A 26231-nucleotide genomic window follows, 5' to 3' on the forward strand; every position below is an offset into this window, starting at 1 on the left:
TCGATTCAGATGGAGACCTGCACGCCGTGCTTTTTTAAGTGAATGCGCGCGACGACCGATTTGTGCACCTCGTCCGGTCCATCGTAAATGCGCGCGGCACGTTCGTGGCGATACCAGTACGAGAGCACCAAATCATCGGTGATGCCCAACGCACCGTGCGCCTGGATAGCGCGGTCCAGAACTTTTTGGAGCACGTTGGCGACATAAAATTTGATGATGGAAATTTCTTCGCGCGCGGCTTTACTTCCTTCGCAATGGATTTTCTCCGCCGCTTGCAGCACAAGGAGGCGCGAGGCGTTGATTTCTGCGCGGCTCTCGGCGATCCATTCCTGCACGATCTGGCGGCTGCCCAGCGGTTTCCCTGGCGCGAGGAGTCGAGTCGCGGCGCGGTGACACATCATGTCAAAGGCGCGTTCGCAGATGCCGATCCACCTCATGCAATGATGAATGCGCCCAGGGCCGAGTCGTTGTTGCGCGATTTCAAAGCCCTGGCCTTCGCGGCCCAGCAAATTCTTCTGCGGCACACGACAGTTCTTGTAAACAATCTCAGAATGGCTGGCGTAGTCCTCGCCCGCTTCACCCATGATTGGGGTGTTGCGGATGCGGTTGAAGCCGGGTGTGTCCGTCGGCACAATGATCTGGCTGGCGCGCGCGTATGGGCTTTCGGCTTCGGGATTGGTGATGGCCATTACGATGGCAAATGCCGCGCCATCGGCCGAGGAAGTGAACCACTTGCGGCCATCGATGACGTAATCGCTGCCGTCTTTACGTGCCTGCGTGTCCATCCAAGCCGGGTTTGAACCGGGATAATCGGGTTCGGTCATCGAGAAACAACTACGCACGTCGCCGCGTGACAGCGGTGCGAGCCAGGTTTCCTTTTGTTCCGGTGTGCCGAACTCCATGAGGATTTCCGTGTTGCCAATGTCCGGCGCCTGGCAATTAAAAAGAAAATGACCCAACGGTGTTCGGCCCAGTTCTTCGCTCACGCGGGCGAATTCGGGGAGGGTGAATCCCTGCCCCCCAAGTTCCTTGGGCAGATGCGGCGCCCAGAGGCCCAGCGCCTTGACCTTCTGCCGCTTCTCTTGAAGTTTGGGCAGCAGTTCGCGAAATGGGCGATGAAGGTATTCCGGCTCCAGCGGTAACGCTTCTTCGCGAATGAACGTGCGGATTTTATCGAGAGTTAAGTTCAGTGGTTCGTTGGCCATAAATTGTTCAATTATTTTGTGCAGCCGGGGAAAGTTAAACTCTCGCCTTGGTGATGCCGAGAGAATTTATGCCGCCTACGTGAATCGGGCGGCAAGAACATATTGCGGTAATGACTGAAAAGGTTGTGGAAATGCCTTCGGTTCGGGGCAGGAAACGTTCGCGCAAACCTAGCCGGGTGTGCATCGAAACGCCCACTTGCCAAATGTCATTCTGCTAGGGTAGTTTGCAAGCAAACCAGACATGGATTTTAACGCGGGTAGATTTATGAAAATGTCATTGATGATTCCGAGGCAGGATCGAAAAGGGAGAACCCCCCGCCGCTGCGTTCAGATTACGAACAACACTTTCCGTCCGGCAGCTTGCGATGGCAGGCCCCTCAAGGCCTTCACCCTGATCGAACTGTTGGTAGTCATCGCCATCATCGCCATTTTGGCGGGCATCCTTTTGCCGGCCCTGGCGAAAGCAAAGGAACGGGCGCAACGAACTCAATGTCTCAACAACTACAAGCAACTGTTGCTGGCGCACATCATGTACGTCGGAGACAACAATGACCGGTTAGCCCCTTGCAACTGCGGTGGCACTGGCGGCGCGGCCACCAAATCGTATCCCGCCGGCTGGCTCTATAAACCTGGGGAGTGCCTGCCCAATCAACCGACGTCCGGAGACTATTTTGGCCCGGAGCACGGGCTGTTCTACCCCGCGCTCAAGAACTGGAGCATTTACCGGTGCCCGCTCGACAAGACCAATGGCACGTACGGCGCGTACTACCGGCAGCGGGGCATCAAGTTTACGAGTTACGTCATGAACGGATGCATCATCAACAGCAGCACCAGCTTCGACTGGGACACAGGTGCACAAGGAAAGACGTTCAGGGTTTCCAACTTCAAACCGACGGACATGCTGCTCTGGGAAACGGACGAAAAGATACCAAATTATTTCAACGACGGCGCCAGTTCCCCTGGCGAAGGCCTTTCCCAACGGCACGCCATCGGTGCACTCATTGGTTTTATGGGCGGCAGTGCCGGATACATCAAATACAAGACGTATTTCCAACTGGTGGCCGATCCCAATCGCAACAGTCTCTGGTGTTTCCCCAACTCCAGGGATGGACATTAAACGGTTCGCCAGATTGCCTATGAAGACTCACTTCTATCTTTATGCGTTGACGGGGTTGGTGTGTCTGGCTTCGACGAGTTGCGGCTCAAAAAACAATGTGAAGGCCGAAGTCTCGAAATTGAACGACGCTTTCCCAACGGCCAAATCGGCCCCAGCCGTTGCGCCGGAAAGTGTCGCCAATCCAGGTTCGAGCCAAGCGGTGGATGTGAATGCTGTGGTCAATAGCGCGGTTCAATCGCTCAAGAACAACGATCATGTCGGTGCGGTAACCTATCTGAACACGGTGCAACAGCAAAAGACCCTCACCGCCCAGCAACACATCGCCGTTCACGAAACCATCGAGAAAGTTTACGCAGACCTGATTCTTCGCGCAGACCGGGGAGATCCCAAAGCCAAAGCCGCCCTCGCCCAGCTTGAGAGACAACTTTCACAGTGACCCGGTTACTTGGTTCCATCGCTTTGCACGTAACTGATCAAGTCCCGGATCTGTTGCGGCTCCAGTGTGTCGAGCAATCCTTCGGGCATCAATGACACGGATGAGGCTTTCAGTTCCTTGATCTCCGCCCGATTCAGCACCGTGCGCTGGTTGTTCGCATCAAGCAAGGTCACCGTCGTCGGGGTGGATTCCGCCATCAAACCGTTGAGCGCGCGACCGTCCTTCATCTCGACGTTGTAGCTGACAAATTCCGCCCGGATGTAAGCGCTGGGATCGACAATGTTCGTCAGCAGAAAGTCGCGGTTCTTGCGATCTGCGCCGGTCAGTTCAGGCCCGATGTTGTTTCCTTCTCCAAAAAGTTTATGACAAACGGCGCAAGTCTTCAGGAACAGTTCACGGCCTTTGACGGGATCGCCTTTCGCCTGTCCGAGAATGCTGATGATACCTCCAACGCGCGCCCGTTTCACGCCTTCGGATTCCGGCTGGATTTTGCCCCAGAGTTTTTCCACAAGCTGATTGAGTCGCGCGTCGCGGTGCAACGCAATCTGCCGGACTTGATCGACGGGCACATCCTTGGCGGCAACTCTTCCGGCTTCGACCGCGTTCAAAAACGCGAGCGCCCAAGTGGGCCGGCTGCACAATAAGCCACGCGCGCCTTGTCGCAAATCGGACGGCAATTGCGGATAAAGCTCCAACACTTTTTCCGGGATCTGTGGGTCATTGAAGCGTTGCAAAGCCGCGAGCGCGGCGCTGCGAATCGTTTTTGATTCGCTCCCGCTCAACAGATTCTCGAGCATCGGGACGCAATCGGCGTGGCCGCTTTGCCCCAGCATTTCAATCAAACCGGCGCGGTCGTGCCCACTAGCTTTCGGGTCGGCGACGATTGCAAGCGCGCGTGTCTTTGCCGCTTCATAACCCAGGCGCAAGGCGAAGCGCACCAGCGCAAGCGAGGGCGCGCCTTGACGCCAGAGTCTGGCGAGAGATTTTTCCAGCGCGGGCGGCGGCTCTGAGAGTCCACGGCCTTCCAACGCCTTTTCCATGCCTTGCAACAGCAGCGTGACTTTGGTTTCATCCGGCGCCAGGTCAAGCAGTTGAGCGCAGGCCGCGTAACCATTCTCGTCGGCCTCCGCCGCATAACGCTGCGCCACCCGTTCGACGATGAACTGATGAACGAGCGGCTGTTTCCAGTTTGTGGCATCGGCAAACAATTTTAACACTTCCGCTCGGTTGGAGATTGCCTTGTCCTCGACTGCCCACCATAGCAACAGTGGAATCTGCGGATCATCAACATCTTCACCGCGGCGCAACAATTCCTGGACTAGCGGCAGCGCCTGTTCGCCCGACAACCGTTTGGCGGAACAGGCCAGTTGATTGCGGACAGTCGGACTCGGCTCTGTGCGGGCGAGCGCGATCAATCGTTTTTCAATGGACGGAGAAATTGTCCGCGCGTCGCCCAGCAGCCGAACCGTCCAGGCGCGGAGGTTTTTGTTCGGGTGGTCGAGAAGTTTGATTGCCAGCGCGTCGTTAAAGCCGCCACTGACGTAAAGCGCCCACAATGATTGCAGAGCCAGCCGGTCGTTTTTGTTTGTAAAGATATTCTTGCGAATAGTCGAAATTATCTTTGCATCCCGCCGCTCGGACAGCAGACAACGGGCTTCGCGCACATACCAATCGTTTGGGTTGGCCAGCAATTTGACGAGTTCTGTGCTCGACAACTTGGTCAGATCGAACTTGGAAACTGGTCTTGTTCCGTTGGCTTCAATCTTGTAGATGCGTCCGGTATCGCGGTCCCAGTTGTCCTGTGGATCGACGTGAGTCGCGCGTTGATCATACCAATCTGCGACAAACACCGAGCCGTCCGGCCCAATTGTGCAGTCAATCGGGCGAAATGAATGATCGTCCGTCGTCAACAATTCGCCACCGAAATGGCCAATGAAACTAGAACCTTGCGGTTCGAGCACGTGCCAATAGATCGCGTTGGCGAGCAGATTGGCGGCGATGTAGCGGTTGTTGAATTGGGCGGGAAACGAACCGCCTTGATACATGATTCCGCCCGCGGTCACGTGGCCGCCCTTGAAACCCTTGAAAGGAAGGTGTTCGAAATACCCGAACGTGTAAGGATTGTGCAACGGCCCGTGCTTGCTGAAGCCTTTGACATAGTACGCGCCTTGCACCTGGTGTAACCCAACCGTGTCACCGTAATTCGTGCCGGCGATGATGTTGCCGTCCTCGTCGAAATCCAGTCCCCACGTATTGCCGCCGCCTTCAGCAAACAATTCGAACTCCTTCGTCAACGGATGATAACGCCAGATGCCTTGCTGAAATTCAAGGCCGCGAATGTTCGCCGTCACCGTGCTGCCGTGCGCGCCGTAAAGCCAGCCGTCCGGTCCCCAGATCAGCGAATTCGCAAACGCGTGCGCGTCCTCCATTCCAAAACCCGTCAACAAAACCTCCGGGTCTCCGTCCGGCACGTCATCGTGGTTACGATCAGGATAAAAAAGCAAGTAAGGCGGCTGTGCCACGAATACTCCGCCGTAGCCAAGCGCCAGCCCTGAGGCGAGATTCAATCCGGTGACGAAGTCCGTGAACTTGTCCGCGCGGCCATCACCATCCGTGTCCTCACAAATCGTGATGCGATCGGCGCCTTTCGGCCCGCGCGGCGGCGGCTCGGGGAGTTGGTCGTACTTGGTGCGGAGGTATTGATCGACCTGCACCGCCTTCAAACCGGCGGGCGTCGGATACTGGAGGTATTGAATCACCCACATCCGACCGCGCTCGTCGAAACTCATCGTGAGCGGTTGTCGAATTTTGGGCTCGTTTGCATAAAGTTTGACCGTGAATCCGTCGGCAACTTTCATCCGCCGCAGCGCCTCGGCCGGTGGCAGACCGGCGGCCCGAACCCGCTCAACGGGCGACGAGAACCAAATTAATGCGGACAAAAAAAAGATTTGAAGTTCGCGCATATTTTTTCCCAGACCGATGCCACCCGGACTTAACCAAAAACATTACCGTGTTGGAACGCGCTTGATTTAAGCCAAAAGTCACGCGACGGCAAACTTTTATCCGTTGCCCTGGCCGAGAAACAATCACGCTGCCGCTTCGGCGAAAAACACGTTTGCTTCAGCCCGGGTCTATGGTTTAGTTCCCGGCAATCAATTCATCTATGAATTCTTCAATCAGGAAGTTTTTCTGCGCCGCCTGTCTTGTAAGTGTTTGTTCCCCGCTTCAAGCCGCTGGCACGGTGGAAAACTGGCTCAATCAACCCATCATCGGCCCAACTCAAACTTTGTCCGAAGTCCAGATCTTCACGGAAAGCCGGGTGCCGTTGATGCCCGAAGCCAGCACCGCTCGGGAATGGGACCGGATTGCCGGACGGTTGCGCCGTGAAACGCTTCAGCGCGTCATCTTCCGCGGTGAATCGGCCCAATGGCGTGACGCAAAGACAAGAGTGGAGTGGCTCGATACGATTGAGGGCGGCCCGGGTTATCACATCAGGAAACTTTGCTTCGAGGCGGTGCCGGGACTGTGGATTCCGGCATTGCTTTACGAACCGGATAATCTCTCCGGCAAGGTGCCGGTCAATCTCGATGTCAACGGTCACGACGTCAACGGCAAGGCCGCGCCCTACAAACAAATCCGCTGCATCAATCAGGCGAAGCGCGGAATGCTGGCGCTCAACGTCGAATGGTTCAACATGGGGCAGTTAAAGGGAAACAACTACGACCATTACCGGATGAACCAACTCGACCTTTGCGGCACCAGCGGCATCGCGCCGTTCTATCTCGCCATGCATCGCGCCATTGATTTGCTGTTGTCATTGGAACACGCCGATCCGCAGCGCGTCTCTGTTAGTGGTTTGTCGGGCGGCGGTTGGCAGACGATTTTCATCAGCGGACTCGATTCGCGCGTCACTTTTTCCAATCCCGTGGCCGGCTATTCCAGTTTCCGCACGCGCGCGCGATTCGTGAGCGACCTGGGCGATTCCGAACAAACGCCGTGCGATCTGGCCACGGTCGTTGACTACACTCACTTGACCGCCATGCGCGCGCCGCGTCCGACGCTGCTGACATTCAACGCCAAGGACGATTGTTGCTTCGCTTCCGATCACGCTTTGCAACCACTTTGGGACGCAGCATTGCCGATCTTCAAACTTTACGCTAAGGAGCAAAACCTCCGCTCTCACATCAATTACGATCCCGGCACACACAATTTTGAAAAAGACAATCGCGAAGCGCATTACGCCATGCTGGGTGACGCTTTTTATCCCCGTGACGGCGGCTTTGCCCGGATGGAAATTCCCAGCGAAACCGAGCTCAAGACCAAGGAGCAACTGCAAGTCCCATTGCCGGAAAACAACGCCAACTTCAATTCGCTGGCGATCGAGTTGAGCAGGAAGTTGCCGCGCCATCCCGAAATTCCAACCGGCAAAGCGGCCTTGAGCCGATGGCAGAAAGCGAACCGCGGAAAACTCCGCGCCATCGTTCACGTGAAAGATTACTCCGTCGCCGCCACAAAAACCGGCGACGAGGAAAAGGACGGAGTGAACACGTCATTCTGGAAACTCAGGCTCGGTGATGACTGGTCGGTGCCCGTCGTTGAGCTGTCGCGTGGCGAACCTAAAGGGACGACGATTCTATTCGCCGACGAAGGACGCAAAAGTCTCGCGGCGGAAGCGGAGAGACTGGTGGCCGGCGGGCAACGCGTGCTGGCTGTTGACCTGTTCTATTTCGGCGAAGCGAAGGTGGCGCAACGCGATTATCTCTTTGCGCTGTTGGTCGCCGCCGTGGGCGAACGACCATTGGGATTGCAGGCAAGTCAATTGAATGCAGTTGCCCACTGGTCGAAGACGCAACACGCGCATGAACCTGTCAGCGTGGTGGCCGTTGGGCCGCGCTCCAGTCTGATTGCTTTGATCGCCGCAGGAGTTGAGCCACAGGGCGTGGATAATCTGGAGCTTCGCAATCCGCTTGGCAGCCTGAAAGAGGTCATCGAAAAGAATTGGTCAGTCGAACAAAAGCCCGAACTGTTTTGCTTTGGGCTGCTGGAAGCATTCGACCTCAAACAACTCGAAGCGTTGGTTGCTCCCCGCCCAATCGGGCATTGAAACGACACGGCCAAGACTGCTTTTTCGATTGAAAAGCAAGCGAAGAACCGTGAACCTTTCCTACACGTTATGAAAACATCTCAATTGAACCGGTTCTGTTTGTTGATTGCGTGGCTTTGCGCCGGCCCGTTGCTGGCTGATTCACCCACAATTTTCAGAGTCAGCGAATTTTCTTTCACCCGGCCCGCCAATTGGGAATGGGTGGAAGTGACTTCGCAGATGCGCAAGGCGCAACTCAAAGTGGTGGACGCAAAATCGAAAGCCAGCGCGGAGGTGATTTTCTTTCACTTTGGACCGGGGGGCGCCGGCGGCACCAAGGCCAATGTGGATCGGTGGTTCGGACAATTCCAGGAGCCGCGCGAGAAGATCAATGCCAAGACCGAGGAGGCAACGGTTGGCAAACACAAGGTGACGTACGTTCAAGCGGAAGGCACTTACAAAAGCGGCATGCCGGGCGGCCCGCAGACGCCGATGCCGAATTACGCCTTGGCCGGTGCCATCATCGAAGCGGAGCAGGGGAGTGTGTTCGTGCGCATGACGGGGCCAAAATCACTGGTCACGACGTCGTTGGCTGATTTCAAGAAGATGGTCGAAAGGGCGCTGAAGTAAAGGTCGGTTCTGGAAATCACTGCACTTGGTCGAATCGAAATTGGTGCCGGTAGTCGGACTCGAACCGACACGACTTTTTACGGTCCCAGGATTTTAAGTCCTGTGCGTCTGCCATTTCGCCATACCGGCCGGCCCGCGCTGGTTTGCAATGTGCCAAAAAGCTAAAGCCTCCGCCGGTGGATGGAAAGTTTTAAGTTTCCAACTCGGGCGTGTGGTCGTGAAACCCTTATCGGCGGTCGCTGAATTCGACGAACTCGGTTTTTCCGGCGCCCACTTCCACATTGATGCGCGCAACGTTCGAATGGACGATGTGTGATCGCCATTCAGTCGCAGCAGCGACGGGCACCTTCGGCGTGAGCGTCACCCGCGCGACGACATTAGTCTGAATCACCGCGGGCTGGTTTGGTTTCTTGATGACGCCTTGGTTGTTGGTCAACTCGATCACCCAGCCCGTGCGAGTCCGATTGATCTGGTACTGGATCGGATCGCCACTGATTTCAAAAAGCAACGCGTCCTGTACCACGTGGCGAAGACGCTCCTCCGGAATGGCCGCGGTGCGAAGTGTGGCTGGATTGATCCAAGGCTCGAGCACCTCGATGTCGCCCTGCTGCTTTAATCGCGCAAACTCCTTGTCCAGCGCTTTCCGATGACGCGGGGCGAGCAAGACCCGGCTGCCGCGCCGGAGCGCCTTCTCCAGTTCACCAAGAAACGAATTGTCGAATTCAATGTCGCCGGCCAGCAAAATGACCGGATAGCTAGAAAGAATTTCCGGCGGCACGCTGGTCAACAGAACGTCGAACACCTCGCCGTATGGGGTGGGTCGCAAGTAGGCGGCTTCGGGGTTTTCTTTATCCGGTTTGCCGTGGATGTGATCGCTGCCGGGAAATAGTTGATGGTCGAACAAGTCCCGCACCTCCCGGTCGCCGGCCGATGGTTCAAGAATCCCCCACGGTTTGTCCATGTAGCCATTATAGCCGGCCAGGTGATCGAGGACGATGGCGACGGGCGTCCAGGGAATGCCGCGCTCATGTGCCTGCATGAATTGAAATAGCTCGGCGGCTTTCCGGCCGTGCGCGGTCAACGTCCACGGCGCCGATGCTTGTTCAAAAAAAATGGCGATGCTGTTTTCGGGTGTGACCATGGCGGTCCCTGCAAACCAGGCGTGCAGCCACATTCGTTCGTAGAAACTCAGTGAATGACCGGCGTCGAGGCCGCGGGCGCCGCCCACCTCCTGACGCAACGCACCGCTCGTGGTGCAGGCGCCGTGAAACCAGGGACTGACCTGCACCGACCACGGCCGTTGCCACTGGCGCGAGGCGCCTCTCGCGAAGGCCAGCTTCGATTGGGTGAACGCGATGTTCTCGCCCACTTCCAAGCCGATGCAGCGCGCCCCCCATTCGGCGGCATAGGCTTCGTAATGGGAATGACCGGTGACACTGATGGTTCGCCCGAGCAAATCACGATTGCGGCTGCTGAAATAGTCTTTCAGAACTTCGTAACATTCGCGGCGGCTGGACGGACGGGAATCGTAGCCCGCCAATCCCGCGGGCTTCATCAGAGGTTTGAAGTCATCGAACTCCTTCCCATAAACGTCCCGCCACCAGCGTTCATTCGATGAGAGGTTGTGGAAGTAATAGCCCCACTCGCCCAGTTGCACGGTGCTGAAGACGTGCGCCTGATCCAGCGACGCGAGCGCAGCCTCATCGTCGCGACCCAAAACGCAGCGACCGCCTTTGATCTGCATGTCCGCACAACCGGGATAACACATGACCGGCCAACCGAGCGTCGCCAGATAATCGAACAGCGGCTTGGCGCCCGGTCGGGGCGCCGGTCCGGGATCGAAGCCATTGCCCAGTTTTTCTTTTCGCATGACGGTAACCAATTGCCGGAGTGGTTCCGGTTCGCCCGGTGTCCCATACATCGTGAAAACAAATTCGTGTTGTCCCGGCAGCAACTGGGTTCGCCAGGCGCTCGTTGACAAGTCGCCATACTGCGGAAAAGCGATGGTTGCGGCTGACAGCGCAAGCGTGCCGAAGGAGAAGAGAACGGCCGGTCCGCAAATTACAAATCGCACCATCGTGGTTCTTGGGAGTTTGGGAATTCTTTTCAATTCGCGCAGGTGCATTTCGTTCGGTTGCTCCAGTTTAGACGGCTGCGCGTGAACGGAGCAACTGTTCTTCCAACGCGAAGAGGCGAAGGGCGTATCTTGCTATTGTCTCTGAAAACAATCGCGCTGGAGCGCGGCCTTTAGGCCACTTAAACAAGCGAACGTCATGGACGAAAGAATTGGATGAAGCGGTGTAAACGCGTCGCTCCGTGCTACACAGGACCTGACCTTCCCGAATCGGCGCTGGTGGAATCCCTGGAACTCTGTGAGGATGCAGTCGCATGAGATTGCACGACAAACATGAAAACGCCTTCACGTTGATCGAACTGTTGGTTGTGGTTGCCATCATCGGGGTGTTGGCCGGATTGCTCTTGCCCACCCTGTCCAAGGCCAAGGCAAAAGCTCAGGGAATCGGCTGCGCCAATAACATCAAGCAACTCTCGCTGGCCTCGGCGCTCTATGTGGACGACAATTCCGACCGGCTGGTGAACAATCACGGCACCCTGGAAATCCTTCGCAGCCAGCAAAGTTGGGTGAACAACCTGGAAGACTGGCTTTCGAGCGACGGCAACACCAACCTCGCCCTCCTGATCAACGGCAAACTCTCGCCCTACCTCCATCAAAATACCGCCGTTTTCAAATGTCCGTCCGACAAGTCGGTGGCGCAAAATGGTCCACGCATTCGCAGCCTGTCGATGAACTCGCTGGTGGGCGACCCGGGCGAACTTACCAACCGGTTCAATCCCCAGCTCGTGCAATTTTTCCGATCGACGGAAATTCGCAACCCGGCGGGCATTTATGTGTTCCTCGACGAACACCCGGACACGATCAACGACGGTTTCTTCATGAACCGTTGGGACGAACTCCGCTGGGGCAATCTGCCGGCCTCCTACCACAACGGCGCCGCGAATCTTTCTTTTGCCGACGGCCATTTGGAATCCCATCGCTGGGTGATGGAGGACACGCGCAAACCGGCAGAGCAGGGTGGGGCAGGGGGCACGTATCTGCCGGCGTCCTCCACCGACTACGATTGGCTGAAAGAAAGAACCAGCGTGCGAAAAAACTGATGGTGTCCTGATTTAAGTTCACCGCAATTTGCGATGCGAAGTCCACTACTGGGGAAACATTATTTTGCGGGCTTGGAAAGCCAAAACTGCTCTCCATTGTGAAAGAGTCGGTGGGTAACGTGAACGTTCGAATGGTTGTCTGGCGAGGCCAAGAGCGAAAGATTCTGGTCTTCGTTGCGGGGAAAACTTTGTCTTGACCTCGCTTTTCAGGTGCGCCGAAGTCACGAGGCGGAAAGATGATTGCGACTTGCTTGGGGGAATCCACAGCGACGAGAGCACGATGCCCGGCAACAACCTGTGGAGTTCTCCTCCCGTCAGCGGCTACTTTTTCAACCGTCGGGTAAGGATTCTGAATTATTTAAAACCTCAATCCCACTTTGCTTGTCACGGGCCAGTTAGTGCGCCGATTTCAGGAATGCTAGAATCTTCGTGTGTTCGTCCGCTGTCAAATTGGCCCGCACGCGCATGTGCAGCATGACGACGTCCCATTGGGCATCGCTGTACGAATTTGGCGACCTGATGTTGTGGCAGTGGCCGCAGTTGAGCGCCCAAAGTTGCGCGCCACCCTGCTTCGCAGCCGGGTCCTTGCCCGCTGGCGATTTGTCCGCGGTCGCCGGGCCTGCCTCAGTGCGCGGTGTGGTTGTCTTGCAACCTGTGGTGATCAAACCGATTGCCGTGAAGACAATTGAGGATATGGTGATGAGTAACCAGCCCAATTTCGATTTCATATTCATTTTTCCTTTCCCTAAAATCCGGTGGCAAATTGCAGCAGTATGGCGTCGTGACGTTCAGCGTTGGAGCCGTTTTGATGGTCAAGCTCGTACGCCACTTTGACCACAGTACTTGGCCCGAGCCAATAATCCAACCCCATGCTCAAGCGTTGTTCATCGACGCCGGTTGGTGTTTTGGCCTGGTTCAACATGTCATAGCGAAGAACCGGTTCCAAGTTCTTGAGGATGTTGTTTTCGAATCGCGACGGACGAAAAGCCAGTTGAACATAACCCCCATCGCGGTTGTTGTTGAAGCGGAACGGGCCGCCAATGGTGCCGGCGGGGTCATAGGTGAAACGGTCAATGTGAGACCAGACCCATTGCGCTTTCAAGTTTACGATACCTTTGAGCGCCACCGACTCGCGAACATAGCTCAGATCCACAGATTGAAGGAAAGCATTAACGGTCCCGCCACTACCCGGCGGCGACACGTCCGAGAACTGAAGTCCGTAACCGATTTCCAATTCTGGAATCGGGAAAAATCCGATCCGCCCGCCGACGGCAACATGCTTTCCAACGTTGTCGAAGTTGTCATATTCAAGCGTCCCGAGGTCGGTTGCGCTGATGCTGGTCGGGTCCACGTTAAGCTCCGGAGCATTGGCAGCATAAATCGCATAACCAAACTTAGTGGGTCCCACAGGAATCCCACCGCGAATTTGCAACCCCACTTCGGCTTCTGGAAGCAACCCGTCATAGACGGCAAGCGGTTTGTCGGGAAACTTGTTGACCCAGCCCATGTGTTGGCGCTCAACGAAGTAATCCATCGGGTTTAGAAATTTTCCGGCGCCGATCGTCATGTAATCGTTCAACAGATAAGAAATCTGCGCCATCTCCAAGGCCAGGCTAGTGTCGTGACCTTCCAGTTCGGCTTCAAATTCTCCTTCAAAGAGGAGCCGGTCGCTCAGTTTCCAAAGGAAGATGGGATTGAAGGTTGCCGAGAAAAAGTTATTGCCACCGTTATTCTGGGCAGTGAATCCAGCAGTGCCGTACCCAGCCAAAAGGAGTTTGGTCGAGCCCGGAAAAGAATCTTTGGCCATTTGCTTAACGTCCTTCAATCGCTTGTCGATATCATCCAACGCCTGGTCGGTTTCGGTTTGCTGTGCTGAATCTTTTTTCAATGACTCCTCGACTTTGGCTTTGAAAGCTTTCATCTCCTTCATCTCTTCAAGGAGCTTCTGGTGCTCGTCGAGCATCTTTTGATACTGCTCCTTGGGAATGGTGATGACCTCCTTGTTTGCGTTTTGATCCTGGGCGTAAGCCCCACTGATTGCCGCTACCAGAATTAATATGCCAATTCCACCCATCGTCATTTTCATCATTGGTTGTCTCCGGTTTTTGCGACTTGGTTTGTTTGCGCTAGTTCGTTAGTTTTTGCCACTTCGATTGTTGTGGCCTCTCCCGACGCTAGCGTGCGGACGTAATTGATAGTCCGCCACCGCTGGTCTTCCGTGTATGCCTCCTGAAAGGCTGGCATCGGACTGTTTGCTTCGAGATATTCCCAAAGAATTGCCCCGCCGTCCAGCTTTTATTGTTATTCGGCTTTAGCCGTCGCCATCGTTTGCGGAGCCAGCGTGCGAACATACGTCACAACCAGCCAACGCTGTTCCTCAGTCAATGCTTCCCCGAAAGTGGGCATCGGACTGTTGCCCTCGGATATCTTCCAAAAAATTGCCCCGTCGGGCTGCTGCCGCATTCGGGGGTCTGACAGGTTGCCGGGCCGGATCTTCACGCCATTACGCTCCAGGGAGACGGCTGCGGGACCATCCCCTTTTCCCGCCGGACCATGGCACGCCAGACATGCCGCAATGAAAAGTTGCTTTCCCTGCGCTACCGTTTGTTCATTGGCGGGGATAGGATTCACTTTGCGTGCCGCCCGGGCCGGGGCGGTCCACGTGTTCGTGGCTGTTTTCAAAGCATCTTGCGCCGAAGCGGTCGTGAGAACCAAGCTGGCCACCACAATCGCTACAACACTCACCGCCAGCTTCATATATTGGAACGATTTGTTTTGCACATTCATAAAGTACTCCTTGCACGGACCATGCCGTTTGACCCGCGAGCCAAAAGGTTTCCGTGAACGCAGCGAAGCGAAGCGAGGAGGTAGGCACAACTGGCAATGAATCAAGGTGTTCCAACGAGAAGTTAAAATGAACCGCACGACTGCTGCACGGACTGGAATCGTCGTAAGGGTTGGGGTTTTGTCACGAGGACGTGACAGGCGGGAAGCCGGTTGTGGCCCTAGGGCGCTTTCTGGAGATCGCGGTTGGCGAGAAAATCCCCGCGGCAAAGCCGAATCGTGGGTAGTCACATCGGCGTGACAGCGCCGGCGGCAGATTCATGTCGATGTGACACGGTTTTAGCCTACATTTAGCCTACATCATGCTGAGGACGCAGGTCAGAAACCGCGTGATTGAATCGAGCACTGTGCGGACGATGTCCCTTCAAATGGCGGCTTTGATCTCTCCTGCGCGAAAGTCCGCCGGGTTCAACTCATGTTTCTTCAGCAGCCGATACAGCGTGCCGCGCGGCAATTGCGCCTCGCGAGAGGCGCAGGTGGCGTCGCCACGACAGGCGCTCAGAAGATTGCGCAAGTATTCTTTCTCGAAGGCCACCAATCTCCGCTCGCGGAGCTGGAAAAATCCGCTGCCTTCCTTGGCGCGGGATTCGCCGGCGCGCGCAACGATCTCGTCGGGCAAATCTTCCAGCGCGATCACGGGTTTGTTGCCCATCGCCAGCGCGCGCTTCAGGACGTTCTGCAATTCGCGCACGTTGCCGGGCCAGGAGTAGCTCGTCAGCACCTCCAGCACTTCCGGGCTGAGGTCCACGGGCGCTTTCTCCAGTTCCTTCACGTAGCGATGGAGGAAATGATCCACCAGCAGCGGAATATCCTCCGTCCGTTCGCGCAACGCTGGCAATTCAATGCGCGTGACGTTGATGCGGTGATAGAAGTCCATCCGGAAATGGCCCTGGCGGACTTCGTTCTCGAGGCCGAGCGAGGAAGCGGCGATGACGCGCAAATCGAGATCCGTTTCCTTCGTGCTGCCGACGCGGCGGATTTTCCGCTCCTGCAACACGCGCAGCAACTTGGCTTGCAGCCGCGGCGGAAGCTGGCTGACTTCGTCGAGAAAGAAAGTTCCCTTGTTGGCGAACTCGAGCAACCCCAGGCTGCGCGTTTGCGCGCCCGTGAACGCGCCGCGTTCGTGCCCGAAGAATTCGCTCTCCATCAGCGCATCCGGAATCGCGCCGCAGTCCACAGGCACGAACGGCCCCTCCTTCCGCCGGCTGCGCTGATGAATCGCGCGGGCAACCAGTTCCTTGCCCGTGCCGGTTTCGCCGATGATGAGCACATCGAAATCGGTCTCGGCCACGCGCTGGATGTTCTGAAAGACTTTCTGCATCGCCAGACTCTTGCCGATGATTTCGCCGAAGGCATAGGTGCGCTCGACCTGTCGCCGCAGCAAACGGTTTTCCTCGCGCAGCCACTTGCCTTCGAGCAGACGTTGCACCGTGGCCAGCAAGTCTTCGGGCAGAAATGGCTTGGCGATGTAATCCGCCGCGCCGAGCTTCATGCTCTCGACCGCCGTCTCGACGGTGGGAAAGGCGGTGATCATCAGCGCCGCCATCTGCGGGTCGTGTTGGCGGGCCAGGCGCAACAGCGCCACGCCGTCCACGCCCGGCATGCAGATGTCCGTGATCAAAAGATCGAAGCTCTCGCTCGCCACCCGTTCCGCCGCGCGCCGGCTTTGCTGTTCCAACACGATTTCGGTGTCGGGCAATTTCTTGAGCGTGTCGGCGCACACTTCGAGCATGCCTTCTTCATCGTCCACCACCAGAATGCGCGCCTTAGCCATGCAGTGGCTCCTTCCTGGCGACCGCCTCCACCGGCAGCTTGATCGTGAAACGCGAGCCTCGCCCCAGCTCGCTCTTGACTTCGATTCCCCCGCCATGGCTACGCACGAGTCCCAGGCAAATCGAAAGGCCCAAACCCGTCCCGCGCCCTTCCTGTTTCGTGGTGAAAAACGGCTCAAAAATCCGATCGCGAATCGTTTCGGGAATGCCGACGCCCGTGTCTTCCACCGCCACGGCCACGGCCGCTTGGCCGTCCTGCAAAGCATCGCTGGCGGCCGAGACTTTCAAGCGACCGCCTTGGGGCATCGCATCGAGCGCGTTGAGGAAGAGATTCAAAAACACTTGTTCCAACTCCGACGCGTTGGCCTTCACCGGCGGCAGCGTTTCCGGAAGTTCGTCCTGAACGGCCACGCCGATCTCGCGCGCGTGTTGTTCGACCATCGCCAGAGACTTGCGAATGGGCTGGCGAAGATCAAGCCGGGCGCGGGTCGCCGGCGAGGGCCGGCAATACGAAAGCAACCCTTGCGCGATGCGCGCGACACGATTCGACAGGTCAGTGATTTTGCCCAACTCTTGCGCGATCTTGGGCGACATCTCCTCACGATGATCGCTAAGCAGCAGCCGCGCCTTGGCGCTGATGATCGCGATCGGGTTGTTGACTTCGTGCGCGACCTGCCCGGCCAGTTCGCCCACTGCCGCCAATTTCCCGGCCCGCATCATTTGCGTCTGGGTCTGCTTCTGTTGCGTGATGTCTTGTGCCAGTTCAACGACCTGATGCACCTTTCCTGCCGCATCCACAAGCGGCGCGGAGGTGATCTGAAAGACATGCTGCTTGGTGTCCGGCTGGAAAAACTTGGACGGACAATTCCCCGCATCGAGGGTCAATTCCGTCACACGGATGCGGCCATCCTGCAAACACTGGCGCGCCGGGGAATCTTCTCGATCCAGGAGTTCGCATCCGGGGCAGACCACGCTTTCCTGGGAGACAAACCACTCTTGCCAGCGATTGCTGGCCCAGCGCGGTCGCGAATCGGGATCGAGCACACGCAGGCCGGTGCCGGTGGTTTCCAGCGACCGTTCCAAAAGCTGGCGGTCGGCCAGGGCGCGGCCGGCCATCGCTTCGAGCCGCCGCTCATTCTCACGCAGGCGTTCGGCCAACGTGGTGACGAAATAGGCTGTCAAAAAGAGGATCACAAACTGGAAGATCCCGGAACTGACGACGTAGAGGGTGTGGTGCGCAGGATGGAACCGCCCCGCAGGAGAATGTGGATAAAGCTCCAGCGTGTAGTGTCCCACCACCTCCGCCCATTCCGCCCAGATCAGCAGCGCGAACAGCAGGCTGCCGGTGGCCGCAATGCCGTAACACTGGCGCCGCGAGAGGAGAATGCCACCAATGATGACGTGGAAAACCATCATCGTCGAAAGCGCGTTCTCGACCCCGCCCGAAAATTGCAGGAGCACGGTCAGGATCACCAAATCGATATAGGCCTGGGCGATCAAGACAACGGGGACGCCGCGCTCCCACCGAATTAGCAGCACATAGAGAACGTTGATGACCGCGAGCGCGACCACCGTCAGCACCAGCGGCCACCACACCTCCGCCGGAAGCCATTTCATGATTTTGACGGTGACGACCACGAGCAGCCCGGCGACCAACACCGCGATCCACCGCATGGCAATAAACCATTGGGCGTAGGTCTTGGCCCGGTCTGCCTCGCTCAACCACGGGTGCTGGACCCACTCCTCCCCAACCGGCCCGACCGCCAGAAAACCCGGCGACGTCCGCAGAATCATCCAACCCACCACGCCAGCCACCAGCAGCGAAAAGAAAATCCCCCGCACCGTATGCACCACATGCCGCACCTCCATGTCCACGCCCGTCAACCAGGTCCGCTCCACGATTTCAGCGAGACCGTACAGGAGCAGGGTAATGACGAGCGCCCAGAGCAGCGGCCGGACAAGACGGGCATAGCGCGGGTCAAGCCTCCCCTGAAACTTTCTCCGGTGGGCGGCTGTTCCGTTTGGCTTATTGGCACTCATAACAGTCAAGCCCGTCTGCTTCGGCAGTTCGCATGGATGATTACTGCTCCATACAAGGCGAGCCGTCAAGCGACGACACCATCCATGTGGCTTTCAAAACCGACCCGTTGGCGCTTCCCCATCGGGTGACATCGGACGCTGAAGACCAATACGGCGTGAACCAGAAACGAATCGCGCCCGCATCAAACGCCAGGTTCGTGTGTCCGGCGGAATTCACGGCAGGTACGATGAAAGGCGCGACCAGTTCGCCGGCTTATTGGAGGGCGTAATCCTTCAAACGCAACGAAAAAGCCGTTGATAATGACAACGACTAAATCCCAATGGCCGTTGACGGTCGAGGCGAGCGAGCTTTTATCTGAGATGAGGGGTTGCGAGAAGCAACAAGAGCATAAGGCAAATCCACAGCTCACCTCGCCTCCAAGTCTTGAGACTTGGAGTTTGGCGCTTTTCTGGATGTTGGCCCCTTTCACCAAATGCCTTTTGCTTTGACAACGTTGCACAAAGGTTGTGGCATGACGCGCATCGCAAAGCAAAAAAAAGTCACATGAAGAAATACAACGTTGGCATCATCGGTTACGGTTGGGTGGCGGGTGCGCATATCGCAGCCATCAACGCCACGTCCTGCGCCAAGGTCACCGCCGTTTGTTCCTCGCGGAAACTCGATGCCGCCCAACTCAAGCAGCACGGCGGCAAGATTACCTGCTACACCGATCTCAAAAGGATGCTCGCCAATCCTGACATACACGTCGTTTCAATTTGCAGCTATCCGTACGACCACGCCACCCACGCGATGGCCGCAGCGGCGGCGGGCAAGCATCTGATCATTGAAAAGCCGCTGGCATTGAGTTGGGAAGATTGTCTCGCCGTTCAAGCGGCGGTGAAAAGCGCCGGGGTCAAGGCCTGCGTCTGCTTTGAGTGCCGTTTCTCCAGCCAGTTCCAAACCATCAAAGACGTGATCGATCGCGGCCTGCTTGGCCGGATTCATTACGGCGAGGTGGATTATTATCACGGCATCGGGCCGTGGTATGGACAGTATCGTTGGAACACGAAGAAGAACGCGGGAGGAAGCAGCTTATTGTCGGCCGGCTGCCACGCGCTCGATGCGCTGCTGCTCTGCATGGGCAACGACGTCGAGACCGTGAGCAGCTATTCAACTTCGTCGTCGAACAAGGACTTCGCGGCCTATGAGTATCCGACCACCAGCGTGACCATTTTGAAATTCAAGGACGGCCGGGTCGGCAAGGTCGCATCGGTCATCGACTGTTTGCAGCCGTATTATTTTCATGTTCATCTGGTGGGCAGCGAAGGCAGTTTGCTCGACAATAAATTCTATTCAACGCGTCAGCCCGGCCTCGATAAAGCGAAGTGGACCGAACTGCCGATGAAGCTGCTGGATTCCGGCGATGTCTCCGACCATCCATATCAGACGCAATTCGAGACGTTCTTTCAGGCCCTCGATAAGGGAAAGGAAATGTCGCTGACGAGTCTGACCGACGCTTTGTATTCACACGACGTCCTCTTTGCCGCCGACCGCTCTGCCGCTCTGCACGCACAGAAAAAGCACCCGAAGTGATGAAACGCAGCGCCCAAAGGTAACGGTCGTGTCTGCAAAATCGCAAATCACAAATCGCATTTCGCAGGTCGCCCTGGCTGTTGGCGCTCACCCGGACGACATCGAGTTTTACATGGCCGGGACGCTCGTGTTGCTCCAGCGCGCGGGCTGGGCGACGCATTATTTGAACGTCGCCAACGGCTGTTGCGGCAGCGTGCAGTATGACGCCCGGAAGACCCGCATCGTCCGCCGCGCCGAAGCGAAAAACGCTGCGAAAGTCCTAGGCGCACACTTCCATGAGAGCTTCTGCAACGACCTCGAAATCCTTTACGATCTGAAACTCGTGCGCCGGCTCGCCGCCGTCATCCGCGAGGTGAAGCCGAACATTGTCCTCACGCACTCGCCGGTGGACTACATGGAAGACCACACCAACACGAGCCGGTTGGCCGCCACCGCCGCGTTTGCGCACGCCATGCCGAATTTTCGTTCAGCGCCGCCGCGCCCGACCGCCGAATACGATGTGACGGTTTATCACGCCATGCCGCACAGCCTGCGCGACCCGCTACGCCGGCTCGTTGTGCCGGGCGCGTTTGTGAACACGGCGTCTGTGCAAGAAATCAAACGGGCCGCGCTCGCTGAACACAAAAGCCAGCAAAACTGGCTCGACGTGAGCCAGGGACTGAATTCTATAGGCGACAAGATCGACGAGATGGCACTCGCGGTTGGCAAGCTCTCGAAGAAATTCAAGTTCGCCGAAGGCTGGCGGCGGCATTTGCATTACGGTTTCAGCGCTACGGAGGTTGATCCACTGCGCGAAGTACTGGGAAAGAATTACCTGGTGAACAAGACTTACGAACGGGAGTCTAAGTCGAGCTTGTTGAGACCTCGTTGACTTTCGATGCAATCTGAACGTGACCACACCAATAAAAGATAATCTGCTTTGGTGGGTCATTCCCGGCGTTCTGGCTGGTATGCCCATGCCATTCGTCCACCCGGAGCGGCGTTTGGCTGGTGGGGGCGCATTGACAGCGTTCGAATATGAACTGCGCGCACTCCACGCAGCGGGAGTGTGCACTGTCGTTTCTCAACTCAACATCCCGAGTGATGCGCCCGTTTACGAGTCCGCGGGTTTCACATTTCAATGTCTGCCAGTGCCGCATGGCAGCGCACCTACGACAGCGCAAGCAACTGAATTCGTTTGTTTCGTTACCGAACAGCGGGCAGCGCACCGTCCGGTTGCAGTACACTGCGAGGCTGGTCTCGGCAGAACGGGCACGATGCTCGCGGCCTATTTAATCTCGCAGGGTGAGACCGCCGAGACAGCTATCTGGCTCGTGCGCGCGGCGGAGAAAGTCGCGATTGAGACCGCGCCGCAGTTACAATTCTTGGAGCAATATGCAGAGAGGTTTCAAAAGCGTGAAACTTAACTCGGCGCATGCCCCTCCGCGACGTTGCTCGGAGGCATAAAACCCTCGTAGCCTGCGAACCGGCGGCAATGTTTCCGTTTGCTGGTCCGCTCGCCCAGCGTCGGCCAGCTCGAGCAGAATTGGCCGCGCCGGACCTGACGTATAGCGCTGTCCGGCAAATTGGTCGTTCGTGAACTACGCTTTGGGTGGAAGGGTGCTCGGCTTGCGTCTGGTGCGACGGAATTCTACATAGCGCGCGTGAATGGCTTCCATGAATTCGTCGCGACTCACAAGAGGTTGTTTGGCCAACGAGTCTGCAATCAGTCGTTGCAGAGTGGCTTCCCAGTGGGCGCGTTGGCCCGGCTCGCAAGTGTCGCGCTCGTAAAGCGCGGTCAAGAGTCGCTCCAATTCAGGACTCATGAAACGCGGTTTGAAGAATCTCCTCACGCCGTTTGGAATTCATTTTCCCATGCCACATCGTGAGCTTGTCCTGGAGCATTCGTTCAGTCGCAGAAACCATGGCAGCCAGTTTTTTGTCCGGGAAATCTGGATGAGCCACGGCCAAGGAGAGGGTCTTGCCGACGCGAAGAAGACGCTCAGTCGTGGCTTTGTGGCGTTGAAGCAAGTCCGCGCCAGGATTGTCCAGCAATTGTTCGTCCTCCCAGCGCGTCAAGGCAGTGGCACATTCGCTCCACTCATCCGCTGCGGCGCCGAGTTCGTTCATGAGCCTCTTTTCCATGTGTCCGACGACATCGGATGCCAACGGTAATGTCAGGCTTTCTGCAGTCATGGTTACACTATGTCCTCGAAGCCGATGGAAGGCAAGGTGAGTATTTCGCGACAACGGCTTCAATTTCTTATTGAGTTCTTTCGCTGCGCGTTGAAACTCCCACCATGTTGCACAGACCATTTCACCTTTTAACCATTCAACCCGTTTAACGAGTCAACTATCAAAGCTATGCCCCGCAAACTCAGTTCCATTGCGCCCGACTGGTGGGATTACACCACGCTCGATGACGAAATCATCCGAGACGCGGCGGCGTTGACGCCCGACGCGATGCTCAAACTATCTCGCCCCGGCTTCAAGGTCGTCATGTATGACACGCTGGAAGATTTGTACCTTGCCGAAGCACTCGAATACGTCACCGCGTGGAAACAATCGACGCCGGACAATCCCGTCGGCATTTGCGGGCCGATCGGCCCGACAGAGCAGTTGCCGTTGGTCGCGCGATTGGTGAACGAACTCGGTCTCTCGCTCAAGTCCGCGCACTTCTGGGGAATGGACGAATGGTATCTCGACGGCCGGGAAGCGCCGCCGGATCATCCGCTGTCGTTCGAGAGAGCTGATCGCGAATTGTGTTTCAATCGCATCAAGCCGGAACTCGCAATGCCGGACGAGAATCTCCATTTCCCCAAAGCCGACACAGCCATCTATCGCAAGAGCTGGGACGGCGTCCGTTGCGCGGTCATGCAAGGTGGGCAGGGCGACATCAAACATTGGGCGTTCAATGACCCGCCGCGACGCGAGGGGAAATACCGGTTCAATCCGCCTGCGCCGCGTGAATATCGGAAGTTGACGACGCGTGTGGTCGAACTTCATCCCATCACCATCGCGCAAAATGCGCGCACGTCCGGCGGCGGCAACATCACGCTCGTGCCGACCAAGGCCATCACGGTCGGGCCGGTGGAAACCTGGAAGGCCGACAAGGTTTCCATCTGGCAGGCCGGCACGCACGACAATCCGTTCGGCCAACGCTTGACCACCTTGATGATCGCAAAAAAGATTCCGGACGTTTCCGTGCCGATGTCGTTACTCGCGGATCACCCGAACGTGCAATTCAATTTCTATCGCAAAGGTATCGGCATGTGCGCCGTCGAGATGCATTGAAACACTTCTCGTAGGAGACGAGGTAACGAGGCTCACTTCTAAATTCGGGACGCGGAATACGGAATCGGATGAGAGCCTCGTTACCTCGGCTGCTACGGGGCAATTAAGGATCGTGGATGGCTGCTCCACTTATTGACCGCTTCGAGTTCGAGCGCCCGCTGTGGTCGCGTGGCGCGACGCTGGTCGCTGGCGTGGATGAAGCCGGGCGCGGACCGTTAGCCGGCCCCGTGGTGGCCGCCGCGGTGATCCTTCCGCCGCAATGGTTGCTCACCGGTTTGCCGGTTGAACTAAACGGTTTGAACGATTCCAAGCAACTCACCGCTGACCTGCGAGAACGTTTTTACGCGGCGGTGATGTCACTCGCTGACATTCGGTTCGCCATCGCCCAAGTCGAGGCTCCGCAGATCGACGAGATCAACATTCTGCAGGCCACGCATCGGGCGATGAATGCCGCGCTGGCGCAACTCCGCCCGCCGCCCGAACACGTGTTGGTGGATGGCTGGCGCGTTCCCTCGCTGTGTTTTCCGCAAACACCCATCGTCAAAGGCGACGCGCGCAGCTACTCCATCGCCGCGGCCAGCGTGCTCGCGAAAGTCACGCGTGACCGCTTGATGGCGGAGTACGACCGGCAATGGCCCGCTTACGGTTTTGCCGGGCACAAGGGCTATGGAACGGCGCAACATCTGGCGGCGTTGAGCGCGCACGGGCCTTGTCCCATTCATCGTCGGAGCTTCGCACCGATGAAGCCGCAGCAACAAGAACTGTTGTGATCAACAATGAACTTGTTGGAACGCATCAAAGCGTGGCGTGCGAAAGATGACAAACCTGTCCACTTGCGGCGCGGTGAAGTCGGTGAGCGCGCGGCCAAGAAACACCTGCAAAACCTCGGCCTGAAATTTCTGACGGCCAACTTCCGTTCGCCGCGTGGCGAAATTGATCTGGTGTTTCGCGACAGCGATTGCCTGGTGTTCGTGGAAGTCAAAACCCGTTCGTCGGAGGCATGGACGCGCCCCGCTGCCGCGGTGAACGCGCGCAAGCGCCGGTTGCTTTCGCAAACCGCATTGGATTATCTGCGGTTGCTCAAGAATCCACCCGTCAAAATCCGATTCGATATTGTGGAGGTGTTACTGGCGGACGGCGAAGTCAGCGAAGTGCGCCATCTGCCGAACACATTTGCGATGTCCAAGCCGTATCGCTACGGATAGCATCACGACTGCGCTCCGGCCATCACATCGGTTTCCTTCAACGCCAGCGAGAAGGGCTCCAATGGCATCGGCTGATCGTGGTTCAGGAACTCTTCGCAAACACGGAAAAACTCGACCTCCGTCGTAACGCGGCGGATTTGATGTAAAAATTGTCCGGTCGGTTCGATGCCGAGGCCGATGTAGTTCAGATATTTTTTCATCTTCTGGACATGGGCGGCTTCTTTGATTTCAGGCGGACGCACGGCTTCGTATAACGCGCGCAAATATTTCAGCACATCGTGACCGGTAGGCAGGAAGAGCGGTTCGCCGCGCTGCTGTTGCCGGATCTGATGAAACAACCACGGATTGCGAATGAGGCCGCGCCCGATCATCAATCCGCGCGCGCCGGTCAACGCCAGAACCTCCCGGGCCTTTTGCGCGGAATAAACATTGCCATTGGCCAGGATAGGGCAGGGGAGTTCTGCTACCGTGCGCGCGATGTAATCGTAATGCACTTCACTGCGATACATTTCCTTCACTGTGCGTCCATGCACCGTCAGCAGATCGATGGAATGTCTGGCAAAGATTGGCAGCAGTTCGTCAAACACGGCTGGCGAATCAAAGCCTAGGCGGGTCTTGACGGTGAACTTGATTTTTACCGCATCCCGCAACGCGCCAAGGATCGCATCGACTTTTTGCGGCTCGCGCAGCAAACCGCCGCCAGCGCATTTGCGATAAACGACGGGCGCCGGACAACCGAGATTCAAATCGATCGCGGCGACCGGATACTGCTGCAACTCCTGCGCCGCGCGTACCAGGGACGAAATGTCGTTGCCGATCATCTGGGCGATGGCAGGCCGCCCCGTGGGATTCTCGGTGATCGATTTCAGAATCCATTTCTCCAGGTGAGACGTCGCGTGGACGCGAAAATACTCCGTGAAATAAACGTCCGCACCGCCATAAGCCGCCATCAATTTCCAAAATGGCAGATCGGTCACGTCCTGCATGGGAGCGAGCGCGAGAATCGGCTCTGGCCGCTCAAGCAGTTTCTGAAACTGTTCGCTTTCACTCACGACCACACCCTAGCCGGAAGCCGCAGGCGGTTGCAACTTTTCCCGATTGGCAGGCCTTCCCGAGCACGCATGATGTAGGATTAAACCCGGCAACGGCTGCGGCTGACTCCTTACAAGAAAATCAGACGGCGACCGATTGTTGGCCAAACCCGTTCTCCTAAGCTGGGGGCGCTTTTATGAAAGCACCGAGATGCTTGAAAGTCCTGATCGTAGATGATTCGACCCTGATCCGGGCGCATCTGATTGAGCTTCTTTCCGAAGTGGAGCGCGTGGAGATCGTCGGCTTGGCGCGAGACCCCAACGAAGCGTTGGCGCTGTTCGAAGCGAACCGGCCCGATGCCGTGATTCTCGACATTCAGATGCCGGGTGGCAGTGGCATCAAGGTCCTCGAGCGCATCAAGTGCGAAGCACAATCGTGCGCAGTCATCATGCTGACGAATCATTCGGAGGCGGTGTACCGGCAGCACTGCTTGAAAAAGGGCGCCGACTACTTTTTTCAAAAAGCCACCGAGTTCCAAAAGGTTGCCGAAACACTTCGAGAGCTTGTTCACCGATGCAAACCCGGAAAACCGATACTTAAGCGGAGAACTCCCCATGAAAAAGATTGTTTCACAGCACGGCCTTGCCGGATTTGACCAAGTCCGCCTTCGCCTGGACGTTTGCACGTTCGAGGCTAACGACCGACCGGCAGGGGTCGGTCGCCAAGCAGGAATCAGCACCCGGTTCGTTGCGATCCGCTTCCTGAAATCGACAGCGTTCCGCCCCAAGATCAGATTTGCCTCCTCAATTCAAATCCCATTCCGCGACGCCGCTCAACCGAGCCGCCG

The 26231-nt window shown here is 57.1% G+C and carries 24 protein-coding genes and 1 tRNA gene; 12 read left to right on the top strand and 13 right to left on the bottom strand.

The features are described from left to right. Positions 1–5: 5 nt before the first annotated feature. A complete protein-coding gene (locus HY298_13065; protein ID MBI3851186.1) occupies positions 6–1205 on the bottom strand; it encodes an acyl-CoA dehydrogenase family protein in 1200 nt (399 codons plus the stop codon). A gap of 280 nt (positions 1206–1485) precedes the next feature. Here HY298_13065 and HY298_13070 point away from each other — a divergent pair, with 280 nt between their 5' ends. Both HY298_13070 and HY298_13075 read left to right on the top strand, forming a co-directional pair. Next, positions 1486–2322, top strand: a complete 837-nt coding sequence (locus HY298_13070; protein MBI3851187.1) for a prepilin-type N-terminal cleavage/methylation domain-containing protein — start codon at positions 1486–1488, stop codon at positions 2320–2322. Positions 2323–2341: 19 nt separating this feature from the next. After that, a complete protein-coding gene (locus tag HY298_13075) occupies positions 2342–2758 on the top strand; it encodes a hypothetical protein (GenBank protein ID MBI3851188.1) in 417 nt (138 codons plus the stop codon). 5 nt (positions 2759–2763) lie between these two features. On the opposite strand, the gene HY298_13080 is transcribed toward HY298_13075, so the two are convergent. Then, positions 2764–5697 (bottom strand): c-type cytochrome, encoded by a 2934-nt coding sequence (locus HY298_13080; GenBank protein ID MBI3851189.1) that lies wholly within the window; start codon positions 5695–5697, stop codon positions 2764–2766. A gap of 224 nt (positions 5698–5921) precedes the next feature. On the opposite strand from HY298_13080, the gene HY298_13085 reads away from it, so the two are divergent. Together HY298_13085 and HY298_13090 are read left to right on the top strand one after the other, a co-directional pair. After that, positions 5922–7862 carry a hypothetical protein gene (locus tag HY298_13085; GenBank protein MBI3851190.1) on the top strand — a complete coding sequence of 647 codons (1941 nt, stop codon included), beginning with the start codon at positions 5922–5924 and terminating at the stop codon, positions 7860–7862. A gap of 69 nt (positions 7863–7931) precedes the next feature. Next, positions 7932–8471, top strand: coding sequence for a hypothetical protein (locus HY298_13090; protein MBI3851191.1), 540 nt, complete (start codon positions 7932–7934; stop codon positions 8469–8471). Positions 8472–8512: 41 nt separating this feature from the next. On the opposite strand, the gene HY298_13095 is transcribed toward HY298_13090, so the two are convergent. Then, positions 8513–8600 (bottom strand) — tRNA-Leu (locus HY298_13095). 97 nt (positions 8601–8697) lie between these two features. After that, positions 8698–10596, bottom strand: coding sequence for a hypothetical protein (locus tag HY298_13100; GenBank protein MBI3851192.1), 1899 nt, complete (start codon positions 10594–10596; stop codon positions 8698–8700). A gap of 263 nt (positions 10597–10859) precedes the next feature. Between HY298_13100 and HY298_13105 the strand changes: the two genes are divergently transcribed. Next, positions 10860–11645, top strand: coding sequence for a type II secretion system protein (locus HY298_13105; GenBank protein MBI3851193.1), 786 nt, complete (start codon positions 10860–10862; stop codon positions 11643–11645). A gap of 395 nt (positions 11646–12040) precedes the next feature. Here HY298_13105 and HY298_13110 read toward each other — a convergent pair whose 3' ends face one another. From HY298_13110 to HY298_13135, 6 genes are all read right to left on the bottom strand, one after another. Then, positions 12041–12373: a hypothetical protein gene (locus HY298_13110; GenBank protein ID MBI3851194.1), complete on the bottom strand. Its 333-nt coding sequence runs from the start codon at positions 12371–12373 to the stop codon at positions 12041–12043. 17 nt (positions 12374–12390) lie between these two features. Beyond that, positions 12391–13734 (bottom strand): hypothetical protein, encoded by a 1344-nt coding sequence (locus tag HY298_13115; protein ID MBI3851195.1) that lies wholly within the window; start codon positions 13732–13734, stop codon positions 12391–12393. 212 nt (positions 13735–13946) lie between these two features. Continuing rightward, positions 13947–14432 (bottom strand): cytochrome c, encoded by a 486-nt coding sequence (locus HY298_13120; GenBank protein MBI3851196.1) that lies wholly within the window; start codon positions 14430–14432, stop codon positions 13947–13949. 421 nt (positions 14433–14853) lie between these two features. Next, on the bottom strand, positions 14854–16263 hold the full coding sequence (locus HY298_13125) for a sigma-54-dependent Fis family transcriptional regulator (GenBank protein MBI3851197.1): 1410 nt from the start codon (positions 16261–16263) through the stop codon (positions 14854–14856). Beyond that, positions 16256–18301 carry a PAS domain-containing protein gene (locus HY298_13130; GenBank protein MBI3851198.1) on the bottom strand — a complete coding sequence of 682 codons (2046 nt, stop codon included), beginning with the start codon at positions 18299–18301 and terminating at the stop codon, positions 16256–16258. Before HY298_13130 ends, HY298_13125 begins: the two co-directional genes overlap by 8 nt. A 40-nt stretch (positions 18302–18341) precedes the next feature. Further along, positions 18342–18518: a hypothetical protein gene (locus tag HY298_13135; GenBank protein MBI3851199.1), complete on the bottom strand. Its 177-nt coding sequence runs from the start codon at positions 18516–18518 to the stop codon at positions 18342–18344. Between the two features lie 327 nt (positions 18519–18845). Here HY298_13135 and HY298_13140 point away from each other — a divergent pair, with 327 nt between their 5' ends. The 3 genes from HY298_13140 to HY298_13150 all read left to right on the top strand — a co-directional run bounded on the left by HY298_13140 (position 18846) and on the right by HY298_13150 (position 21280). Next, positions 18846–19874: a Gfo/Idh/MocA family oxidoreductase gene (locus tag HY298_13140; GenBank protein MBI3851200.1), complete on the top strand. Its 1029-nt coding sequence runs from the start codon at positions 18846–18848 to the stop codon at positions 19872–19874. Between the two features lie 112 nt (positions 19875–19986). Continuing rightward, positions 19987–20745: a PIG-L family deacetylase gene (locus HY298_13145; protein MBI3851201.1), complete on the top strand. Its 759-nt coding sequence runs from the start codon at positions 19987–19989 to the stop codon at positions 20743–20745. 19 nt (positions 20746–20764) lie between these two features. Continuing rightward, the gene (locus HY298_13150) at positions 20765–21280 is read left to right on the top strand and encodes a dual specificity protein phosphatase family protein (GenBank protein ID MBI3851202.1); all 516 of its coding nucleotides are present in this window, start codon (positions 20765–20767) and stop codon (positions 21278–21280) included. A 174-nt stretch (positions 21281–21454) separates the two neighbouring features. Here the strand turns inward: HY298_13150 and HY298_13155 are convergent, their stop codons facing one another. After that, positions 21455–21679, bottom strand: a complete 225-nt coding sequence (locus HY298_13155; GenBank protein ID MBI3851203.1) for a hypothetical protein — start codon at positions 21677–21679, stop codon at positions 21455–21457. Next, positions 21669–22049, bottom strand: a complete 381-nt coding sequence (locus HY298_13160) for a hypothetical protein (protein MBI3851204.1) — start codon at positions 22047–22049, stop codon at positions 21669–21671. Before HY298_13160 ends, HY298_13155 begins: the two co-directional genes overlap by 11 nt. Positions 22050–22217: 168 nt before the next feature. Between HY298_13160 and HY298_13165 the strand changes: the two genes are divergently transcribed. The 3 genes from HY298_13165 (at position 22218) to HY298_13175 (ending at position 24352) form a co-directional block, all read left to right on the top strand. Then, complete coding sequence (locus tag HY298_13165; protein MBI3851205.1) at positions 22218–23147, top strand: glucosamine-6-phosphate isomerase; 930 nt, start codon at positions 22218–22220, stop codon at positions 23145–23147. Positions 23148–23263: 116 nt separating this feature from the next. Next, positions 23264–23917 carry a ribonuclease HII gene (locus tag HY298_13170; GenBank protein MBI3851206.1) on the top strand — a complete coding sequence of 218 codons (654 nt, stop codon included), beginning with the start codon at positions 23264–23266 and terminating at the stop codon, positions 23915–23917. A gap of 6 nt (positions 23918–23923) precedes the next feature. Beyond that, positions 23924–24352 carry a YraN family protein gene (locus HY298_13175; GenBank protein ID MBI3851207.1) on the top strand — a complete coding sequence of 143 codons (429 nt, stop codon included), beginning with the start codon at positions 23924–23926 and terminating at the stop codon, positions 24350–24352. Positions 24353–24354: 2 nt separating this feature from the next. Here the strand turns inward: HY298_13175 and HY298_13180 are convergent, their stop codons facing one another. Beyond that, positions 24355–25338, bottom strand: coding sequence for a tRNA-dihydrouridine synthase family protein (locus HY298_13180; GenBank protein ID MBI3851208.1), 984 nt, complete (start codon positions 25336–25338; stop codon positions 24355–24357). A gap of 260 nt (positions 25339–25598) precedes the next feature. Here HY298_13180 and HY298_13185 point away from each other — a divergent pair, with 260 nt between their 5' ends. Further along, positions 25599–26039: a response regulator transcription factor gene (locus HY298_13185; protein MBI3851209.1), complete on the top strand. Its 441-nt coding sequence runs from the start codon at positions 25599–25601 to the stop codon at positions 26037–26039. Positions 26040–26231 lie beyond the last annotated feature (192 nt).

Source organism: Verrucomicrobiota bacterium (genome assembly GCA_016200005.1).
GTDB lineage: Bacteria > Verrucomicrobiota > Verrucomicrobiia > Limisphaerales > PALSA-1396 > PALSA-1396.

What these genes read in the sequence shown, in the direction of transcription:
- HY298_13065 (MBI3851186.1), bottom strand. Translation starts at nt 1,205, where the DNA reads ATGGCCAACGAACCACTGAACTTAACTCTCGATAAAATCCGCACGTTC.
- HY298_13070 (MBI3851187.1), top strand. Translation starts at nt 1,486, where the DNA reads ATGATTCCGAGGCAGGATCGAAAAGGGAGAACCCCCCGCCGCTGCGTT.
- HY298_13075 (MBI3851188.1), top strand. Translation starts at nt 2,342, where the DNA reads ATGAAGACTCACTTCTATCTTTATGCGTTGACGGGGTTGGTGTGTCTG.
- HY298_13085 (MBI3851190.1), top strand. Translation starts at nt 5,922, where the DNA reads ATGAATTCTTCAATCAGGAAGTTTTTCTGCGCCGCCTGTCTTGTAAGT.
- HY298_13090 (MBI3851191.1), top strand. Translation starts at nt 7,932, where the DNA reads ATGAAAACATCTCAATTGAACCGGTTCTGTTTGTTGATTGCGTGGCTT.
- HY298_13100 (MBI3851192.1), bottom strand. Translation starts at nt 10,596, where the DNA reads ATGCACCTGCGCGAATTGAAAAGAATTCCCAAACTCCCAAGAACCACG.
- HY298_13105 (MBI3851193.1), top strand. Translation starts at nt 10,860, where the DNA reads ATGAGATTGCACGACAAACATGAAAACGCCTTCACGTTGATCGAACTG.
- HY298_13110 (MBI3851194.1), bottom strand. Translation starts at nt 12,373, where the DNA reads ATGAAATCGAAATTGGGCTGGTTACTCATCACCATATCCTCAATTGTC.
- HY298_13115 (MBI3851195.1), bottom strand. Translation starts at nt 13,734, where the DNA reads ATGATGAAAATGACGATGGGTGGAATTGGCATATTAATTCTGGTAGCG.
- HY298_13120 (MBI3851196.1), bottom strand. Translation starts at nt 14,432, where the DNA reads ATGAATGTGCAAAACAAATCGTTCCAATATATGAAGCTGGCGGTGAGT.
- HY298_13125 (MBI3851197.1), bottom strand. Translation starts at nt 16,263, where the DNA reads ATGGCTAAGGCGCGCATTCTGGTGGTGGACGATGAAGAAGGCATGCTC.
- HY298_13130 (MBI3851198.1), bottom strand. Translation starts at nt 18,301, where the DNA reads ATGAGTGCCAATAAGCCAAACGGAACAGCCGCCCACCGGAGAAAGTTT.
- HY298_13140 (MBI3851200.1), top strand. Translation starts at nt 18,846, where the DNA reads ATGAAGAAATACAACGTTGGCATCATCGGTTACGGTTGGGTGGCGGGT.
- HY298_13145 (MBI3851201.1), top strand. Translation starts at nt 19,987, where the DNA reads ATGGCCGGGACGCTCGTGTTGCTCCAGCGCGCGGGCTGGGCGACGCAT.
- HY298_13155 (MBI3851203.1), bottom strand. Translation starts at nt 21,679, where the DNA reads ATGAGTCCTGAATTGGAGCGACTCTTGACCGCGCTTTACGAGCGCGAC.
- HY298_13160 (MBI3851204.1), bottom strand. Translation starts at nt 22,049, where the DNA reads ATGACTGCAGAAAGCCTGACATTACCGTTGGCATCCGATGTCGTCGGA.
- HY298_13165 (MBI3851205.1), top strand. Translation starts at nt 22,218, where the DNA reads ATGCCCCGCAAACTCAGTTCCATTGCGCCCGACTGGTGGGATTACACC.
- HY298_13170 (MBI3851206.1), top strand. Translation starts at nt 23,264, where the DNA reads ATGGCTGCTCCACTTATTGACCGCTTCGAGTTCGAGCGCCCGCTGTGG.
- HY298_13175 (MBI3851207.1), top strand. Translation starts at nt 23,924, where the DNA reads ATGAACTTGTTGGAACGCATCAAAGCGTGGCGTGCGAAAGATGACAAA.
- HY298_13180 (MBI3851208.1), bottom strand. Translation starts at nt 25,338, where the DNA reads ATGCAGGACGTGACCGATCTGCCATTTTGGAAATTGATGGCGGCTTAT.